The organism is Arenibaculum sp. (genome assembly GCF_035998295.1).
Classification (GTDB): domain Bacteria; phylum Pseudomonadota; class Alphaproteobacteria; order Azospirillales; family Azospirillaceae; genus DASYHS01.
Map to the genome: position 1 here is coordinate 18,314 of NZ_DASYHS010000024.1, position 13,975 is coordinate 32,288.

Annotated in this window: 11 protein-coding genes; 5 read left to right on the forward strand and 6 right to left on the reverse strand. The window is 71.3% G+C overall.

Annotation, left to right across the window (positions count from 1 at the left end):
- The first annotated feature begins 14 nt into the window (after positions 1-14).
- Positions 15-1,703 carry a methyl-accepting chemotaxis protein gene (locus VGO20_RS02070; protein WP_327500617.1) on the forward strand — a complete coding sequence of 563 codons (1,689 nt, stop codon included), beginning with the start codon at positions 15-17 and terminating at the stop codon, positions 1,701-1,703.
- 9 nt (positions 1,704-1,712) lie between these two features.
- On the opposite strand, the gene VGO20_RS02075 is transcribed toward VGO20_RS02070, so the two are convergent.
- Positions 1,713-1,895 carry a hypothetical protein gene (locus VGO20_RS02075; protein ID WP_327500618.1) on the reverse strand — a complete coding sequence of 61 codons (183 nt, stop codon included), beginning with the start codon at positions 1,893-1,895 and terminating at the stop codon, positions 1,713-1,715.
- Positions 1,896-2,065: 170 nt separating this feature from the next.
- On the opposite strand from VGO20_RS02075, the gene VGO20_RS02080 reads away from it, so the two are divergent.
- The 3 genes from VGO20_RS02080 to VGO20_RS02090 all read left to right on the forward strand — a co-directional run bounded on the left by VGO20_RS02080 (position 2,066) and on the right by VGO20_RS02090 (position 6,515).
- Entirely contained in the window at positions 2,066-3,172 is a 1,107-nt protein-coding gene (locus VGO20_RS02080) for an AI-2E family transporter (RefSeq protein ID WP_327500619.1), read from the forward strand.
- A 156-nt stretch (positions 3,173-3,328) separates the two neighbouring features.
- Entirely contained in the window at positions 3,329-6,076 is a 2,748-nt protein-coding gene (locus VGO20_RS02085) for a PAS domain S-box protein (RefSeq protein ID WP_327500620.1), read from the forward strand.
- Positions 6,066-6,515 (forward strand): response regulator, encoded by a 450-nt coding sequence (locus tag VGO20_RS02090; RefSeq protein WP_327500621.1) that lies wholly within the window; start codon positions 6,066-6,068, stop codon positions 6,513-6,515. Before VGO20_RS02085 ends, VGO20_RS02090 begins: the two co-directional genes overlap by 11 nt.
- 25 nt (positions 6,516-6,540) lie before the next feature.
- Here VGO20_RS02090 and VGO20_RS02095 read toward each other — a convergent pair whose 3' ends face one another.
- Both VGO20_RS02095 and egtB read right to left on the reverse strand, forming a co-directional pair.
- Entirely contained in the window at positions 6,541-6,936 is a 396-nt protein-coding gene (locus tag VGO20_RS02095; protein WP_327500622.1) for a nuclear transport factor 2 family protein, read from the reverse strand.
- A 93-nt stretch (positions 6,937-7,029) separates the two neighbouring features.
- Entirely contained in the window at positions 7,030-8,328 is a 1,299-nt protein-coding gene (gene egtB, locus VGO20_RS02100; RefSeq protein WP_327500623.1) for an ergothioneine biosynthesis protein EgtB, read from the reverse strand.
- Between the two features lie 123 nt (positions 8,329-8,451).
- Here egtB and VGO20_RS02105 point away from each other — a divergent pair, with 123 nt between their 5' ends.
- On the forward strand, positions 8,452-8,868 hold the full coding sequence (locus VGO20_RS02105) for an HIT family protein (protein ID WP_327500624.1): 417 nt from the start codon (positions 8,452-8,454) through the stop codon (positions 8,866-8,868).
- A gap of 16 nt (positions 8,869-8,884) precedes the next feature.
- Here VGO20_RS02105 and VGO20_RS02110 read toward each other — a convergent pair whose 3' ends face one another.
- The 3 genes from VGO20_RS02110 to typA all read right to left on the reverse strand — a co-directional run bounded on the left by VGO20_RS02110 (position 8,885) and on the right by typA (position 13,630).
- Entirely contained in the window at positions 8,885-10,222 is a 1,338-nt protein-coding gene (locus VGO20_RS02110) for an NAD(P)/FAD-dependent oxidoreductase (RefSeq protein WP_327500625.1), read from the reverse strand.
- Positions 10,223-10,311: 89 nt separating this feature from the next.
- On the reverse strand, positions 10,312-11,757 hold the full coding sequence (locus tag VGO20_RS02115) for a M20/M25/M40 family metallo-hydrolase (protein ID WP_327500626.1): 1,446 nt from the start codon (positions 11,755-11,757) through the stop codon (positions 10,312-10,314).
- Positions 11,758-11,803: 46 nt separating this feature from the next.
- Entirely contained in the window at positions 11,804-13,630 is a 1,827-nt protein-coding gene (gene typA, locus VGO20_RS02120) for a translational GTPase TypA (RefSeq protein WP_327500627.1), read from the reverse strand.
- Positions 13,631-13,975: the final 345 nt, after the last annotated feature.

A 13,975-nucleotide genomic window follows, 5' to 3' on the forward strand; every position in this document is an offset into this window, starting at 1 on the left:
GAGGGAATCGCGTCATGAAACTCAAACGCATGACCATCGGGGTGCGGGTCGCCGGCATCGTGGCGCTTGCCCTGGCCGGTCTGGTGGTATTCGCGACTGCTGGAATTCTGGAGCTGCGGCGGCAGATCCTCGACGGGCGCGAAAGCACCCTGCGCAGCATCATCGACGCCTCGGAAACCATCGTCCTGCACTACGAGGCGAAGGCGCGCGAAGGAAAGCTGCCCGAGGCCGATGCCAAGGCCGCGGCGCTCGAGGCGATCGCGGCGCTGCGCTACGACGGGGTCGAATACGTGTGGGTCAACGACCTGGACCATCGGTTCGTGATGCACCCCATCTCGCCCCAGCTCGTCGGCCGGGACATGCGCGACCTTCAGGACGCCAACGGCAAATACCTTCTCCGCGAGATCGTGCGCATCGCCCGGACGCCGGAGAAGGAAGGCTTCATGACCTATGTGTGGCCGAGGCCGGGCAGCGAGGTCCCCGTCGACAAGCGCTCCTTCTTCCGCCTCTTCGAGCCCTGGGGCTGGATCTTCGCCACCGGGATGTACGTCGACGACGTCGGCACCCTGGTCATGGAGCGCGCCCTGCGCGTCGCCGGCATCCTAGCGCTGATCGCGGCGGTCGTACTGGCGGCGTCGGCGCTCGTCGCCCGCACGATCGTGGTGCCGGTGCGCCGCATGACGGAGGCCATGCACCGGCTCGCCGGCGGCGACACCGGGGCCGAGATTCCGGTGACCGCGCGGCAGGACGAGATCGGCGACATGGCCCGGGCCGTTCTCGTCTTCCGCGACAACGCCCTCGAACGTGCCCGGCTGGAGGACGAGCGGGAGGCCGAGCGGACCGCGCGCGAGCGCCGGGTCGTCGCGATGGCCGAACTCGTCTCCTCCTTCGAAGCGGACGTCGCCGCTTCGCTCGGCGCGGTGGGACAGGCGGCCGGTACGATGCAGGGCGTGGCGCGGCGGATGGCGGAGGTCGCGGACCATACCAGCGGTCAGGCGGCGGGGGCCGCGACCGCCGTCGAGCAGACGTCCTCGAACGTGCAGATGGTTGCCGCCGCCGCCGAGGAGGTCGCCGCCTCGACGGAGGAGATCGCGCGTCAGGTCGGGATGTCGTCGCGCATCTCGGGAGAGGCGGTCGAGGCGGTGTCCCGCTCCTCCGCGGCCGTCGAAGGGCTGTCCGCGGCGGCGGAGAAGATCGATCAGGTGGTCCGCATGATCTCGGAGATCGCGGGCCAGACCAACCTGCTGGCTCTGAACGCCACGATCGAGGCGGCGCGCGCCGGCGAGGCCGGCAAGGGCTTCGCCGTCGTGGCAAGCGAAGTCAAGGCGCTGGCCAACCAGACCGCGCGCGCGACGGGCGACATCGCCGCCCACATCGTCACGATGCAGCAGGCGACAGCCGGGACGGTCGACGCGATCACCGGGATCGGCGGCGTGATCGCCCGCATAACTCAGGGCACGGATCAGATCGCGGCTGCGGCCGACCAGCAGAAGGCCGCCGCGGCGGAGATCGCCCGCAACGCCTCGGAGGCGGCGACCGGCACCCAGCAGGCATCCCGGAGCGCCGGGGCCGTGTCGTCCGCGGCCGAGGACGCGAGGGTGTCGGCGGCGGACGTTCTGTCGGCGTCCTCGGCGCTGTCGGTCGAGGCGGACGGCCTGCGCAAGCGGGTCGAAGGCTTCCTCGTCGCTATCCGCGCCGCCTGAGCATGGCGGTCAGGCCGGCTCCGGCAGGCCTTGGCCGCCGGAGCCGATCTCGGCTGCGATCCGGCTCAACCGGCTGTCGATGTCGCGGCGTTCGTCTTCGGAGAGGAAGTCGATTTCCTTGGTCCGGTGCAACAGGTACGCCGCCTCGTCCAGGAACTCCAGAGCGATCTTCACCATGTCGTGGCCGGGCATGGAACCTCCTTGTTTGCTTCCTTGACATTGCCAGACGGCCTGCCTTTGGCCAGATCGGAAGAGGGAATAATCCGAAATAGCCTCCTGTCGCCGCGTTAGCGGTGATGCGGAACTCCGGGCCGTTCCGGCACGTTACTTGCGTGCCCGTTATGCGCCCGCCTGGAGGAGGCTTGAACCCGAGCATCGAGAGACGGCAGGCGGGCACCGAAGGCGGCGCTCCGCGGATGAACGTCCTCCTCGGCTGGCTGCGTCGCACCTTCGCCGACCCGCAGGCGACGATGCTCGTGATGCTCCTGCTTGGGGGCTTCGTCGTGCTGAGCCTGCTGGGCGGCGTGCTGGCGCCGGTGATCGCCAGCGTGGTTGTCGCCTACCTGCTCGAAGGGCCGGTCGGCTTCCTGGAGCGTCGGCGCGTTCCGCGGCTCGCGGCCGTGACCGTCGTCTTCCTGGTGTTCCTCGGCGTCCTGCTCGGGCTGTTCCTGTTCCTGGTGCCGCTGCTGCTGACCCAGATCGCCCAGTTGGCCCAGCAGATCCCCTCGATCTATGTTCAAGCCCAGGAACTGCTGCTCGGCCTGCCGGACCGCTATCCGGAGCTGATCAGCCGCCGCCAGATCGCCGACGTCGCCGACCGGCTGCGCGAGGAGGTCGTCGGCTACGCCCAGATGCTGCTGGTCTATTCGGTCGCCTGGCTGCCGACGCTGGTCCAGCTCGGCATCTATCTCGTCCTGATGCCGATGCTGGTGTTCTTCTTCCTCAAGGACAAGCACCGCATCCTCTCCTGGTTCCTGGGATTCCTGCCGCCTGAACGGCCCTTGGTCGAGCGCGTCTGGCGCGAGGCCAACGTCAAGGTCGGCGGCTACGTCCGCGGCAAGGTCTACGAGATCGCGATCGTCGGCGCCGTCAGCTATCTTGCCTTCCTGGTGCTCGGCCTCGATTTCAGTGCCCTGCTCGCGGTCGCGACCGGGCTGTCCGTCCTGATCCCCTATGTCGGCGCGCTGCTCGCGGCGATCCCGGTCGTCCTCGCCGCCTATGGACAGTGGGGCCTCGCCGAGGGCCTGATCTGGGCCACGGTCGCCTATGCCGTGATCCAGTTCCTCGATGGCTTCGTCCTGGCGCCGCTGCTGCTCGCCGAGACGGCGGACCTGCATCCGAACGCGGTGATCGTCGCGATCCTGGTGTTCGGCGGCGTGTGGGGGTTCTGGGGTCTGTTCTTCGCCGTGCCGCTGGCGGCCCTGGTCCAGGCGGTGCTGTCCGCCTGGCCGCGCTCGCGCCCAGCCTGAGCAGCCGTCCGCCGCGACCATCCCGCCGCCCGCGATCGTGACACGGCGGCCCGCTTTCCTGTTTGTCCGGCGGTACCTAACGGAAGGACATTACCCAATGCCCGAACGGTCGCGTCGGCGCGTCGCCGGCACGCAAGCATCGAGCGGCGCCGGGCGGTGAACCCCTGGTTTTTCAAGGGGCGGGCGGCGGGAACGGCCGCGTGGCTGCCCCTGGCGGCCGCCGCGTTCGGGATCCTGATCTCGGTGCTGACCTGGCGTGCGCTGCTGGAGGAGCAACGGGACGCGGCGCGCCGCACGGCCTCGGCCGAACTGGCGACCGCGGTCCAGATCGTGGGCGGGCGGCTCGACGAGATTCTGGAGGCGCTGCGCCGTGTGGCGCGGCGGTGGGAGCGGCTCGGCGGCAGGGAAAAACCCGAATTCGACCTCGAGGCGGAGGTGCTGCTCGAAAGCTATCCCAGCTTCCGTGCCGTGGGATGGGTCGGGCCGGACATGCGGATACGGTGGATCTTCCCCGAGGCGGGCAACGAGGCGGCGGCCGGGCTCAAGGTCGATGCCGAGCCGATGCGCGCCGCCGCCTTCTCCCGGGCCCGGTCGCAGGGCGCGGCCTTCACCCCGCCGGTCCGCTTCGTGCAGGGCGGGATAGGCGTGGTTGGCGTCGTCTCGATAGGGAACGGCGACGCCTGGAGGGGGTTCACCCACGCCGCCGTCGATTTGGGCGTACTGTTCCGGCGCGTGCTCCGTGGCGTCGTGAAGGAGAACGCCCTGACGATCACTGCGGACGGCGTGCCCGCCCTCGCCTTGGGCGAGCCCGGCGGCGCCACGGTCCACGAGACCTTCGATCTCGGCGGCGTGGTTTGGCGGGTCAGCCTCGGCGTGCCGACCCCCGATCCCTTCCTGCAGCACCTCGTGCTCGCCCTGGGCGTGGCGCTCTCCACGATGCTCGGGCTGGCGCTGCGGGGGCGCCTGGTCGCCGGTGCCTCCGCCGTCGAGGCGCGCGCCGCCGCCGGGGCGCTGGCGAGCAGCGAGGCGCAGCACCGGGCGATCATCGGCACCGCGGCGGAAGCGATCGTCGTCATCGACGGCGGTGGTAGGATCCGGTCCTTCAATCCCGCGGCCGAGCGCCTGTTCGGCTACCCCGAGGCCGAGGCCGTCGGGCGCGACGTCTCCCTGCTGATACCGGACGGCCGTGCCCGCTCCCCCGGCGAATACCTGGAGCAGTATGTGCGAAAGGCCGGGCGGCGCGTTTCCGGCATCGGCCCGGAGTTCGAAGGCCGCCGGAAGGACGGCAGCATCTTTCCCTTCGAGCTGTCGATCGCGCAGTGGAGCGCCGCCGGCGAGCGCCATTATACCGCGCTGATGCGCGACGTGACGGAGAGAAAGCGGGCCGAGGCCGCCCTGCGCGAGAGCGAGCGCCGGTTTCGCGTTCTTGCCGAGACCATACCGCAGATCGTCTGGACGGCGGGGCCGGACGGGGCGCTCGACTACCTGAACCCGCGCTGGTCCGAGTTTACCGGGCAGCCGATGCCGGCCGGCCGCGGCTGGTCGTGGGGGCCCTTCGTCCATCCCGACGACCGCGAGGCCACGACATCCGCCTGGCGTGCCGTCCTGGACAGCGTTTCCGAATACCGCATGGAGCATCGGCTGAGGGCCGCGGACGGCAGCTATCGCTGGGTACGGACGCGCGCCGCGCCGCTGCTGGACGCGGACGGCCGGGTGCGGATGTGGGTCGGCACCGCGCTCGACGTCCATGACGAGTATGAGGCGTCGAGGCGGCTGCGCGAACGGACCGAGGCCCTGGAGGAGCTGGGCCGAACGCTCGACCTGGCGCCGGTCCTGGTCCGGGGGCTGGACGACCGGGTGGTCTACTGGAACCGCGGTACCGCCACGCTCTACGGCTGGTCGCCGGACGAAGCGGTCGGCCGGACGTCCCATGAGCTGCTCGCGACGCGCTTTCCCGACGGCCTGGAGACGGCACGCGAAGCCGTGTTGGCTTCCGGCTCATGGCGGGGCAAGCTGCGGCATCGGTGCAAGAACGGCAGCGAGGTGGTCGTGGAGAGCCTGTGGGCGCTGCATCGCGGCCCCGACGGGACGCCCCGCTCCATAATCGAGGTGAACACCGACGTCACGGACCGGGAGCGGGCCGAGGAGGAGGTGCGGGAACTCAACCGCACCCTGGAGGCCCGGGTCGAACGCAGGACGCAGCAGCTGGCCGACGCCAACACCGAACTCCAGTCCTTCGCCCACACCGTGGCGCACGATCTCCGTGCCCCGCTCAGGAGCATGACCGGATTCAGCCAAGCGCTCCTGGAGGATTACGGGGAGGCGCTGGACGAGACGGCGCAGGACTACCTGCAGCGGATCGCCGGCGGCGCCGGGCGCATGGACCAGTTGATCCAGGACCTGCTCTCCTACGCGAAGATCAGCCGGGAGGAGATCATGCTGTCCGCGGTGCCGCTGGAGAGGGTGGTGGCCGACGCGCTGGGCCATCTCGAGGCGGTCATCCGCGACGGCGGTGCGGAGCTGTCGGTCGAAAGCCCGCTGCCGTCGGTCGTCGCCCATCGCGGCGTGCTGGTCCACGTAGTGGTGAACCTGCTCTCGAACGCCGTGAAGTTCGTGCCGGCGGGCCGGCGGCCACGGATCGTCGTGCGGGCGGACCGGCAGGGCGGCCGCGTACGCCTGTGGGTCGAGGACAACGGGATCGGCGTCGCGGCCGAGCACCAGGGCCGGATCTTCCAGGTATTCCAGCGCCTGCACGGAGCGTCGGAATACCCGGGCACCGGCATCGGCCTCGCCATCGTGCGGCGCGGCACCGAGCGCATGGGCGGGGAGGCGGGCATCGAGTCCGCGCCGGGCCGGGGCAGCCGGTTCTGGATCGAGCTGATGGAGGCGGACGATGGCGGATGAGCCGAAACCCATTCTTCTGGTCGAGGACGATCCCGACGATCAGCTGCTGATCCGTCGGGCCTTCACCAAGGCGAGGCTGCTGAACCCGTTGCGCGTCGTCGGGGACGGCGACGCGGCGGTCGACTATCTTTCCGGGGCGGAAGGCTATGCCGACCGCCATGCCAACCCGCTGCCGGCGCTGCTGCTGCTGGACCTCAAGCTGCCCCGGCGCTCCGGGCTGGAGGTGCTGGAATGGCTCAGGTCCAGGCCGGCGCCGATGGGCAGGACCCCCGTGGTCGTGCTGACCTCGTCCAAGGAGAGCGCGGACGTGGACCGCGCCTACGAGCTGGGCGCCAACAGCTATCTCGTGAAGCCGGTGGACTTCGACGGCCTGCTCGACATGATCAAGACGGCGGGCCTGTACTGGACCGTCCTGAACGAAGGGCCGTCGCGCGGCTGACCGGCCGCCGCGGCCCTGCTCCGCCTCAGTGCAGCGTCGGGCCCGGGCCGGGCGGCGGCGCATCGGCCGCGACCGGGCCGGCCTGGTGATGGGCCAGCCGCCACTCGCCGTCCTCGACCACGAACAGGTTGCTCGCCGCCAGCACGCCCTTTCCCAGCACTTCCTCGCACAGGACGAGGGCGGCGGCGCCCAGCAGCAGGGTGCGCTCGCCGCGCGTCTCGATCCGCGGGCCGCCGCCGGCGGCCAGGATGTCGCGCCAGCTCGCCATCACCTCCCGTCGGCCCAGAATCGGCTTGGCGCCGGGATGGATGCAGGCGACCTCCGCCCGTCTGGCCCAGATCCGGTCCATGGCGTCGAGGTCGCGGGTCGCGAAGGCCCGATAGAAGGCGCGGTTGGCGGACAGGACGGCGTCGATGGTCATGGGTGCGGGCTTCAACCGGATCCGAGGAGGGGGCAGTCTAGCACCACTTCCGCGGTCGTGCGCACGGGTCCGTGCGCCGGGCCGGTGTCGCCGTCACGCGTCCCGCGCCAGGCGGATGCCGGTGAAGGCGAGGCGCGCGTGCGGGGCCAGCGACTGGCGCCGGGTGGGCCCGGCATACTCGGCGGGCGTGACGCAGGATCCGCCGCGTACGGTCATGTGGCCGCCGCCGGGCCGGAACCGCTCCACGGCGGCGGCAGGCGGCGCCGAGCGCGGATAGAGGACGGCCGGGCTCGCCGTCCATTCCCAGCAGTCGCCGAACATCTGCCACGGCCCGTCGCCCAGGCACACCGCGGGCTGGGGATGCAGGCGGCCGGACTGCAGCAGGTTGCCCTCGACCGGGCGCTCGGCCGCCGCCGCCTCCCACTCGGCCTCGGTCGGCAGCCGCCTACCGGCCCAGCGGGCGAAGGCGTCGGCCTCGTAGTAGCTGACGTGGCAGACCGGCTCCGCCTCGTCGAGCGGCCTCGGCCCGGCCAGGGTCATGAGCTGCCATTCGCCGTGCAGACGGTGCCAGTAGAGCGGTGCGCGCCAGCCTCCGGCCTCGACGGCCGCCCGGCCGTCCGGCAGCCACAACGACGGTTCCCCGTAGCCGCCGTCCTCCATGAACTCCAGGTATTCCCCGCAGGTCGTCATCCGCCCGGCGATCGCGCAGGGTTCGAGCCAGTGCCGGTGCGGCGGCTGCTCGTGGTCGAGGGCGAAGGGGTCGCCCTCGGCCCCGATCCGGATGAAGCCGCCCTCGCGAGCGAACCATCCCGGCGCGGTGGCGGTGCGGGTGGCCGGCGGCGGCGGCGCGTGGTAGCCGGGCCGCCCGGGCAGCGACCACAGCAGGTGCTTGACGTCGCGGAGCATCGTCTCCTGGTGCTCGAGCTCGTGCATCACGCCGAGGCGGACCAGCCGTCCGAGTTCGTCCGGCACCTCCGCCTCCGAGCGCAGCAGGCGCAGGACTGCCGCGTTGACGTGCTCGCGGTAGCGCGTCACCTCGGCCTGTCCCGGTCGGGACAGCATGCCGCGCCGGCAGGCCGGGAACTGGTGCGCCACCGTCGGATCCACCTGGTCGAACAGGTAGCGGTAGGCGTCGTCGAACGGCGTGTAGCCCTGGACGTGCCGGGCCAGGACCAGCGCCTCGAAGAACCAGGTCGTATGGGCGAGATGCCACTTCGCCGGATCGGTCTCCGGCGCGCTCTGGGCCATCTGGTCCTCGGCGCTGAGGCTGGCGGTCAGCATGCTGGTCCGGGCGCGGACCCGCTGGAACAGCCGGCCGAGCCGCTCGCCGGCGGGCAGGGCGGGCGGGGCGGCGCCGTCAGGCGGCGCGGACGGATCGGCGTCGGGGTCCATGTCCTCGGTCGGGCCGGATCGGGAGACCGGTCCAGCCTATTCCGGCCCGCCGCGCCCCGCAGGCTCTCCCAATGAATACGCCTTTAGTCCAGTATGTCGGGCGGTCGTGTGGGGAGAGGCGGGATGTTCGTCCTGAACGAGAGGCTGGCGGCGGATACGGTGACGATCGGCGCGCTCGCGTTGTGCCGCGTCCTGATGATGGCGAACCGGGCCTGGCCCTGGCTCGTCCTGGTGCCGCAGCGGCCCGGGATCCGCGAGATCCACGAGCTTGGCCGGGAGGACAGGGCCCTGCTGGTCGAGGAGGTCGCGCAGGCCTCGCTGGCGATGGAGCGGCTCCACGCCCCCGACAAGCTGAACGTCGGTGCGCTCGGCAACGTCGTGCCGCAGCTGCACCTGCACGTCGTCGCCCGCCGGGTCGGCGACCCGGCCTGGCCCGGCCCCGTGTGGGGCAGCGGCGTGCACGAGCCTTTTCCGCCCGAGGCGCTGGCCGCCGAGGCGGCGCGTTTCGCCGCGGCGCTGGGGCTGGCACCGCCGGCGTGACCGGCGGCCCGCGCGCTCAGCCGGCGCGGCCGGCCTCCCGCCGCTGCGCCTGGTTGGCCTCGCTCGCGGAGACCGGCGCCTTGGTCTCGCCCGTGATGAGGCGGGCGCCGCGCTGGAAGGTGAGGTAGCGCCACAGCCATTGCAGGGTGACCCGCGCCCGCTTCTCGAATCCGACCAGAAGCCAGACATGGACGATCGCCCACAGCACCCAGGCGACGAATCCCTTCAGGCGCATCCTGCCGAAATCCGCGACCGCGGCGTTGCGGCCGATCGTGGCCATGTTGCCGCGGTCCTTGAACCGGAACGGCTCCATCGGCCGGCCGTGGGGGATCGCCGCGGCGAGCTGGCGGCCGAGATGCTCGCCCTGCTGCTTGGCGACCTGGGCCAGGCCGGGCAGGGGGCGCTGGTCGTCGTCCAGGGCCAGCGCGGTGTCGCCCAGCGCGTAGACGCCCTCGAAGCCCGGCACGCCGAGGTCCGGCCCGACCCGGACCCGCCCGGCGCGGTCGGTCTCGACGCCCAGCCAGCGGCCGGCGGGCGAGGCGCGGACGCCGGCCCCCCAGATCACCGTGCCGGCCGGGATGAAGCGGCCGCCGGCCGTGACGCCCTCGGCGGTCACCGCTTCGACCGGGGTCTCGGTCAGCACGCTCACCCCGAGGCGGCGCAGCGCGTCCTCCGTATAGGCAGATAGCGGCTCCGGGAAGGTGGAAAGCAGCCGTGGTCCGGCCTCGATCAGGACGATCTCCGCATTGGCGGGGCGGATGCGGCGGAAGTCGCGGGCGAGCGTCCACTTCGCCAGCTCGGCGACCGCACCGGCCATCTCGACGCCGGTGGGGCCGCCGCCGACGACGACCACGGTCGTCAGCCGCTTCTGCTCATCCGGGTCCGGGGACATCTCCGCCTGCTCGAAAGCCAGAAGGAGGCGGGTGCGGATCTGGCGGGCGTCCTCGATCGTCTTGAGCCCGGGCGCCAGCGGCTCCCACTCGTCATGGCCGAAATAGCTGTGGGTCGACCCGGTCGCGAGGACGAGGTGGTCGTAGGGAACGTAGCCGTCGTCGGCCAGCAGGACGTGCCTGGCCGTGGCGTCGATCCCGGTCACTTCGCCCAGCAGGACGTCGACGTTCGGGTACCGGCTGACGATCCTGCGGATCGGCTCGGCGATGTCCGCGGGCGACAGGGCGGCGGTCGCCACTTGGTACAGCAGTGGCACGAACAGGTGGTAGTTGCGCCGGTCGATCACCGTGACGCGGATATTGGTGTCCCCAAGCTCGCTCGCGCAGGCAAGCCCGGCGAATCCGGCCCCGACGACGACGACGTGCGGCCGATCGTCGACGGGCGCGGGCGTGCGGTCGATCATGGCTGGTGTCCGGGGTTTCGGTCGCTTGCGCAGGGTTCAACCGACCGGTCCCGGCATCGTTCCTGTCCGTTACCCTCGGCCAGCCGCCCTCAGCCCGCCGGCATCGCGCGTCGCGCCAGCGTCAGCACCCCGTGGGCGGCGGCGTCGGCCATGCGGTCGAGGAGGGCCGCGTCGACGTTGCCGGTGTCGTCGCAGGCCTCATGGTAGCAGGGGTCGAGCGGCTGGCCGGCGGTACCGCCCCAGCGCTCCGCGCTCTCGGCGCTCTTGACCTCCATGGACCCGGTGTAGAGGCCGCCGACGGGGATGCCGCGCGCGGCGAAGGACGCATGGTCCGACGAGCCGCCATAGGAGATCTCCTTCACCTCCTCCCCGGCGGCGGCGAAGTAGTCCCGGAACATGCGCTCGATCCCGGCCGAGCCGTCGGGTGCGGCGGGCCCCTCCGACGAACCGTCGCCGTCGTAGACGAGCGGCACTCCGTTGACCGAGCCCAGCATGTCGAAGTTCAGCACGGCCTCGATGCGCGCCAGCTCTTCGGCCGGAAGGGTGTCCACGTAGTGGCGCGAGCCGAGCAGGCCCAGTTCCTCGGCGCCCCAGAACGCGAAACGGACCGTTCGCCGGGGCGGCGCGTCGAGCTGGGCGAGCCGGACCGCGGCCTCCAGCACCGCGGCCGTTCCGCTGGCGTTGTCGTTGATGCCCGGCCCCTCGGGCACGCCGTCCAGATGGGCGCCCGCCAGGACGACCCGGCCACCGTCGGTGCCCGGCAGATCGGCGATCACGTTGCGCGTCGCGATCGTCCGGGCCTCGGCGGATACCGAGAGGCGTACCCGGATCGGCCCGGCGTCGGCGAGCGCCGCCCCGGCATCGAACGGGATCGCGACCGCCGGGATCGCGGCAGGCTTCGCGAGCTGCCCGCCGAAGGGCCCGGTCGCGTCCCCGGTCCCGGCATTCATGACGACGACGCCCGCAGCACCCGCCGCGGCCGCGTTCTCGACTTTGGTCGTGAAGGAGCAGGTCCCGCGCCGCAGCAGGGCAATGGAGCCGGTCTCGAAGCCGGCGAAGTCGGACGGCGCGCAGCCGCTGGCCGAGGTGGACGGGGACGAGCCGTCCAGCCCGAGGGCGACGGGCACCAGCGGCGCCTCGACGGTGCCGGAGCCGGAATTGCGCATCGTGCGCGTCCGCGCGACATGCGAGAGCGCGTCCCCCTCGCCGACGCGGGCGAGCACGGGCGGCGCCGTTTCGGCGAAATGGGGGAAGGTGAATTCCTGCTCGGTGACGGCGTAGCCGGCCGCCCGGAGCGTTCGCGCGACGTAGTCGGCCGACCGGTCGTAGCCTTCGGTTCCAGCGGCGCGGTTGCCGCCGGACCGGTCGGCGATGGCCTGGAGCGCCTCGACGTGGCGCATCAGGCCTTGCTGAGCGACCGAGTCGCGCAGCAAGGCCGAGGCGGTGAAATCGGACGGGGCGGCACGGACGGGACCGTTCGCGATGAGTGCCAGCGCGAGGACGGTCCCGGCCAAGCCGATGCGGTCGAGGGGCATGACGGCCCTCCTTCTTTCACGGCGAGAAGGGCGGGCGGCGGCCGGTTCAGCCGGCCTCGGCCTGCCTTTGCGCCTTCTTGCGCTCGTGGGGATCCAACAGTTTCTTGCGCAGGCGGATGGTCTTCGGCGTCACCTCGACCAGCTCGTCGTCGTTGATGTAGCTGAGCGCCCGCTCGAGCGTCATCTGGATCGGCGGCGTCAGCTTGACCGCCTCGTCCTTGCCGGCCGCGCGGAAGTTGGTGAGCTGCTTGCCCTTCAGGACGTTGACCTCGAGGTCGTTGCCCCTCGTGTGCTCGCCGATGATCATCCCCTGGTAGACCTTGGCGCCGGGATCGATCAGCATCGGCCCGCGGTCCTCGAGGTTGAACAGCGCGTAGGTGACCGCCTCGCCATCGCCGTTGCTGATCAGCACGCCGGTGTGGCGCGAGGAGATCGGCCCCTTGTAGGGGGCGTAGCCGTGGAACAGACGGTTCATGACGCCGGTGCCGCGGGTGTCGGTGAGGAACTCGGACAGGTAGCCGATCAGGCCCCGGGACGGCGCGTGGAACACCAGACGCTGCTTGCCGCCGCCGGAAGGACGCATCTCAACCAGGTCGGCCTTCCGCTCGCTCAGCTTCTGGACGACGGCGCCCGAGTACTCCTCGTCGACGTCGATCACCGCCTCCTCGATCGGCTCCAGCCGCTGGCCGCTGACGGGATCGCTCCTGAACAGCACGCGGGGACGCGAGATCGACAGCTCGAAGCCTTCGCGCCGCATCGTCTCGATCAGGATGCCGAGCTGCAGTTCGCCGCGCCCGGCCACCTCGTAGGCGTCGCCGTCCTCGGTTTCCCGGATGCGCAGCGCGACGTTGCCTTCCGCCTCGCGGAAAAGGCGGTCGCGGATCATGCGGCTCGTGACCTTGTCGCCCTCGCGCCCGGCCAGCGGGCTGTCGTTGACCGAGAAGGTCATCGCCAGGGTCGGAGGGTCGATCGGCTGCGCGGGCAGCGCCTCGGTCACCTGCGGGTCGCAGATCGTGTCGGCCACGGTGGCGGTCGAAAGCCCGGCGATCGCGACGATGTCGCCCGCCTCGGCCTCCTCGACGCCGACGCGCTCCAGCCCGCGGAAGGCCAGCACCTTGCTGATGCGTCCGACCTCGATCTGCTTGCCGTCGCGCGACAGCGCCTTGATCGCCATGTTCGGGCGCACCTTGCCGCCCTCGATCCGCCCGGTCAGCAGCCGGCCGAGATAGGGGTTCGCCTCGAGCGTCGTCGCCAGCATGCGGAATGGCGCGTCCGGCTCCACCGTCGGGGCGGGGACGTGGCGGCGGACCAGCTCGAACAGGGGCGCCAGGTCCTTGCGGTCGCCGTTCTCGAGGTCGTCCGTGGCCCAGCCGTTGCGGCCCGACGCGAACAGGGTTGGGAAATCGAGCTGCTCGTCCGTGGCGTCGAGGCCGGCGAACAGGTCGAACACCTCGTCGTGCACCTCGTGGGCGCGGGCGTCGGGGCGGTCGACCTTGTTGACGACGACGATCGGCCGCAGGCCGAGCTTCAGGGCCTTGCCGACCACGAACTTGGTCTGGGGCAGCGGGCCCTCGGCCGCATCGACCAGGACGACGACACCGTCGACCATGCTCAGGATACGTTCGACTTCGCCGCCGAAATCGGCGTGGCCGGGGGTGTCGACGATGTTGATTCGCATGCCGTCCCAAGGCACGGACGTGCATTTCGCGAGGATGGTGATCCCGCGCTCGCGTTCCAGGTCGTTGCTGTCGAGCGCGCGCTCGGCAACCTGCTGGTTCTCGCGAAAGGCGCCCGACTGGCGCAGCAGCGCGTCGACCAGGGTCGTCTTTCCGTGGTCGACATGGGCGATGATGGCGATGTTCCGCAGATCCATCGGAGCTTCTCGGTCGTTGAGCCGGACGCGCGCAAGAAAAAAACCCGGACACGCGACGTGCCGGGGCGGAGGTCCTGTTGCGGTGCAGTATAGGAATGCCGAGCGCAAAGGCAAGACCGGGCGGCGAGGCAGGGGTCGTCCGGATGTCCCCTGGCACGTCGCCGATTGCGACAATAGGGTGGGGATCGGATGCCGCGACCGCAAGGGGCGAAAGCGGCATCCCTTCGACTTCCGGCCCGCGAACCGAAAGGAGACGTCGCCTGACCGCCCGCTTCATCCCCACCGTGGCAGCCCGAATCGCCCTCGTCCTGCCGCTCCTGGGAACTCCGCTATCCCTGCCGGCCC

Excerpts from the sequence above, each read along its gene's own strand:
- VGO20_RS02090 (WP_327500621.1), top strand. The coding sequence starts at position 6,066 with ATGGCGGATGAGCCGAAACCCATTCTTCTGGTCGAGGACGATCCCGAC.
- VGO20_RS02095 (WP_327500622.1), bottom strand. The coding sequence starts at position 6,936 with ATGACCATCGACGCCGTCCTGTCCGCCAACCGCGCCTTCTATCGGGCC.
- VGO20_RS02075 (WP_327500618.1), bottom strand. The coding sequence starts at position 1,895 with ATGCCCGGCCACGACATGGTGAAGATCGCTCTGGAGTTCCTGGACGAG.
- VGO20_RS02110 (WP_327500625.1), bottom strand. The coding sequence starts at position 10,222 with ATGATCGACCGCACGCCCGCGCCCGTCGACGATCGGCCGCACGTCGTC.
- VGO20_RS02115 (WP_327500626.1), bottom strand. The coding sequence starts at position 11,757 with ATGCCCCTCGACCGCATCGGCTTGGCCGGGACCGTCCTCGCGCTGGCA.
- typA (WP_327500627.1), bottom strand. The coding sequence starts at position 13,630 with ATGGATCTGCGGAACATCGCCATCATCGCCCATGTCGACCACGGAAAG.
- egtB (WP_327500623.1), bottom strand. The coding sequence starts at position 8,328 with ATGGACCCCGACGCCGATCCGTCCGCGCCGCCTGACGGCGCCGCCCCG.
- VGO20_RS02070 (WP_327500617.1), top strand. The coding sequence starts at position 15 with ATGAAACTCAAACGCATGACCATCGGGGTGCGGGTCGCCGGCATCGTG.
- VGO20_RS02105 (WP_327500624.1), top strand. The coding sequence starts at position 8,452 with ATGTTCGTCCTGAACGAGAGGCTGGCGGCGGATACGGTGACGATCGGC.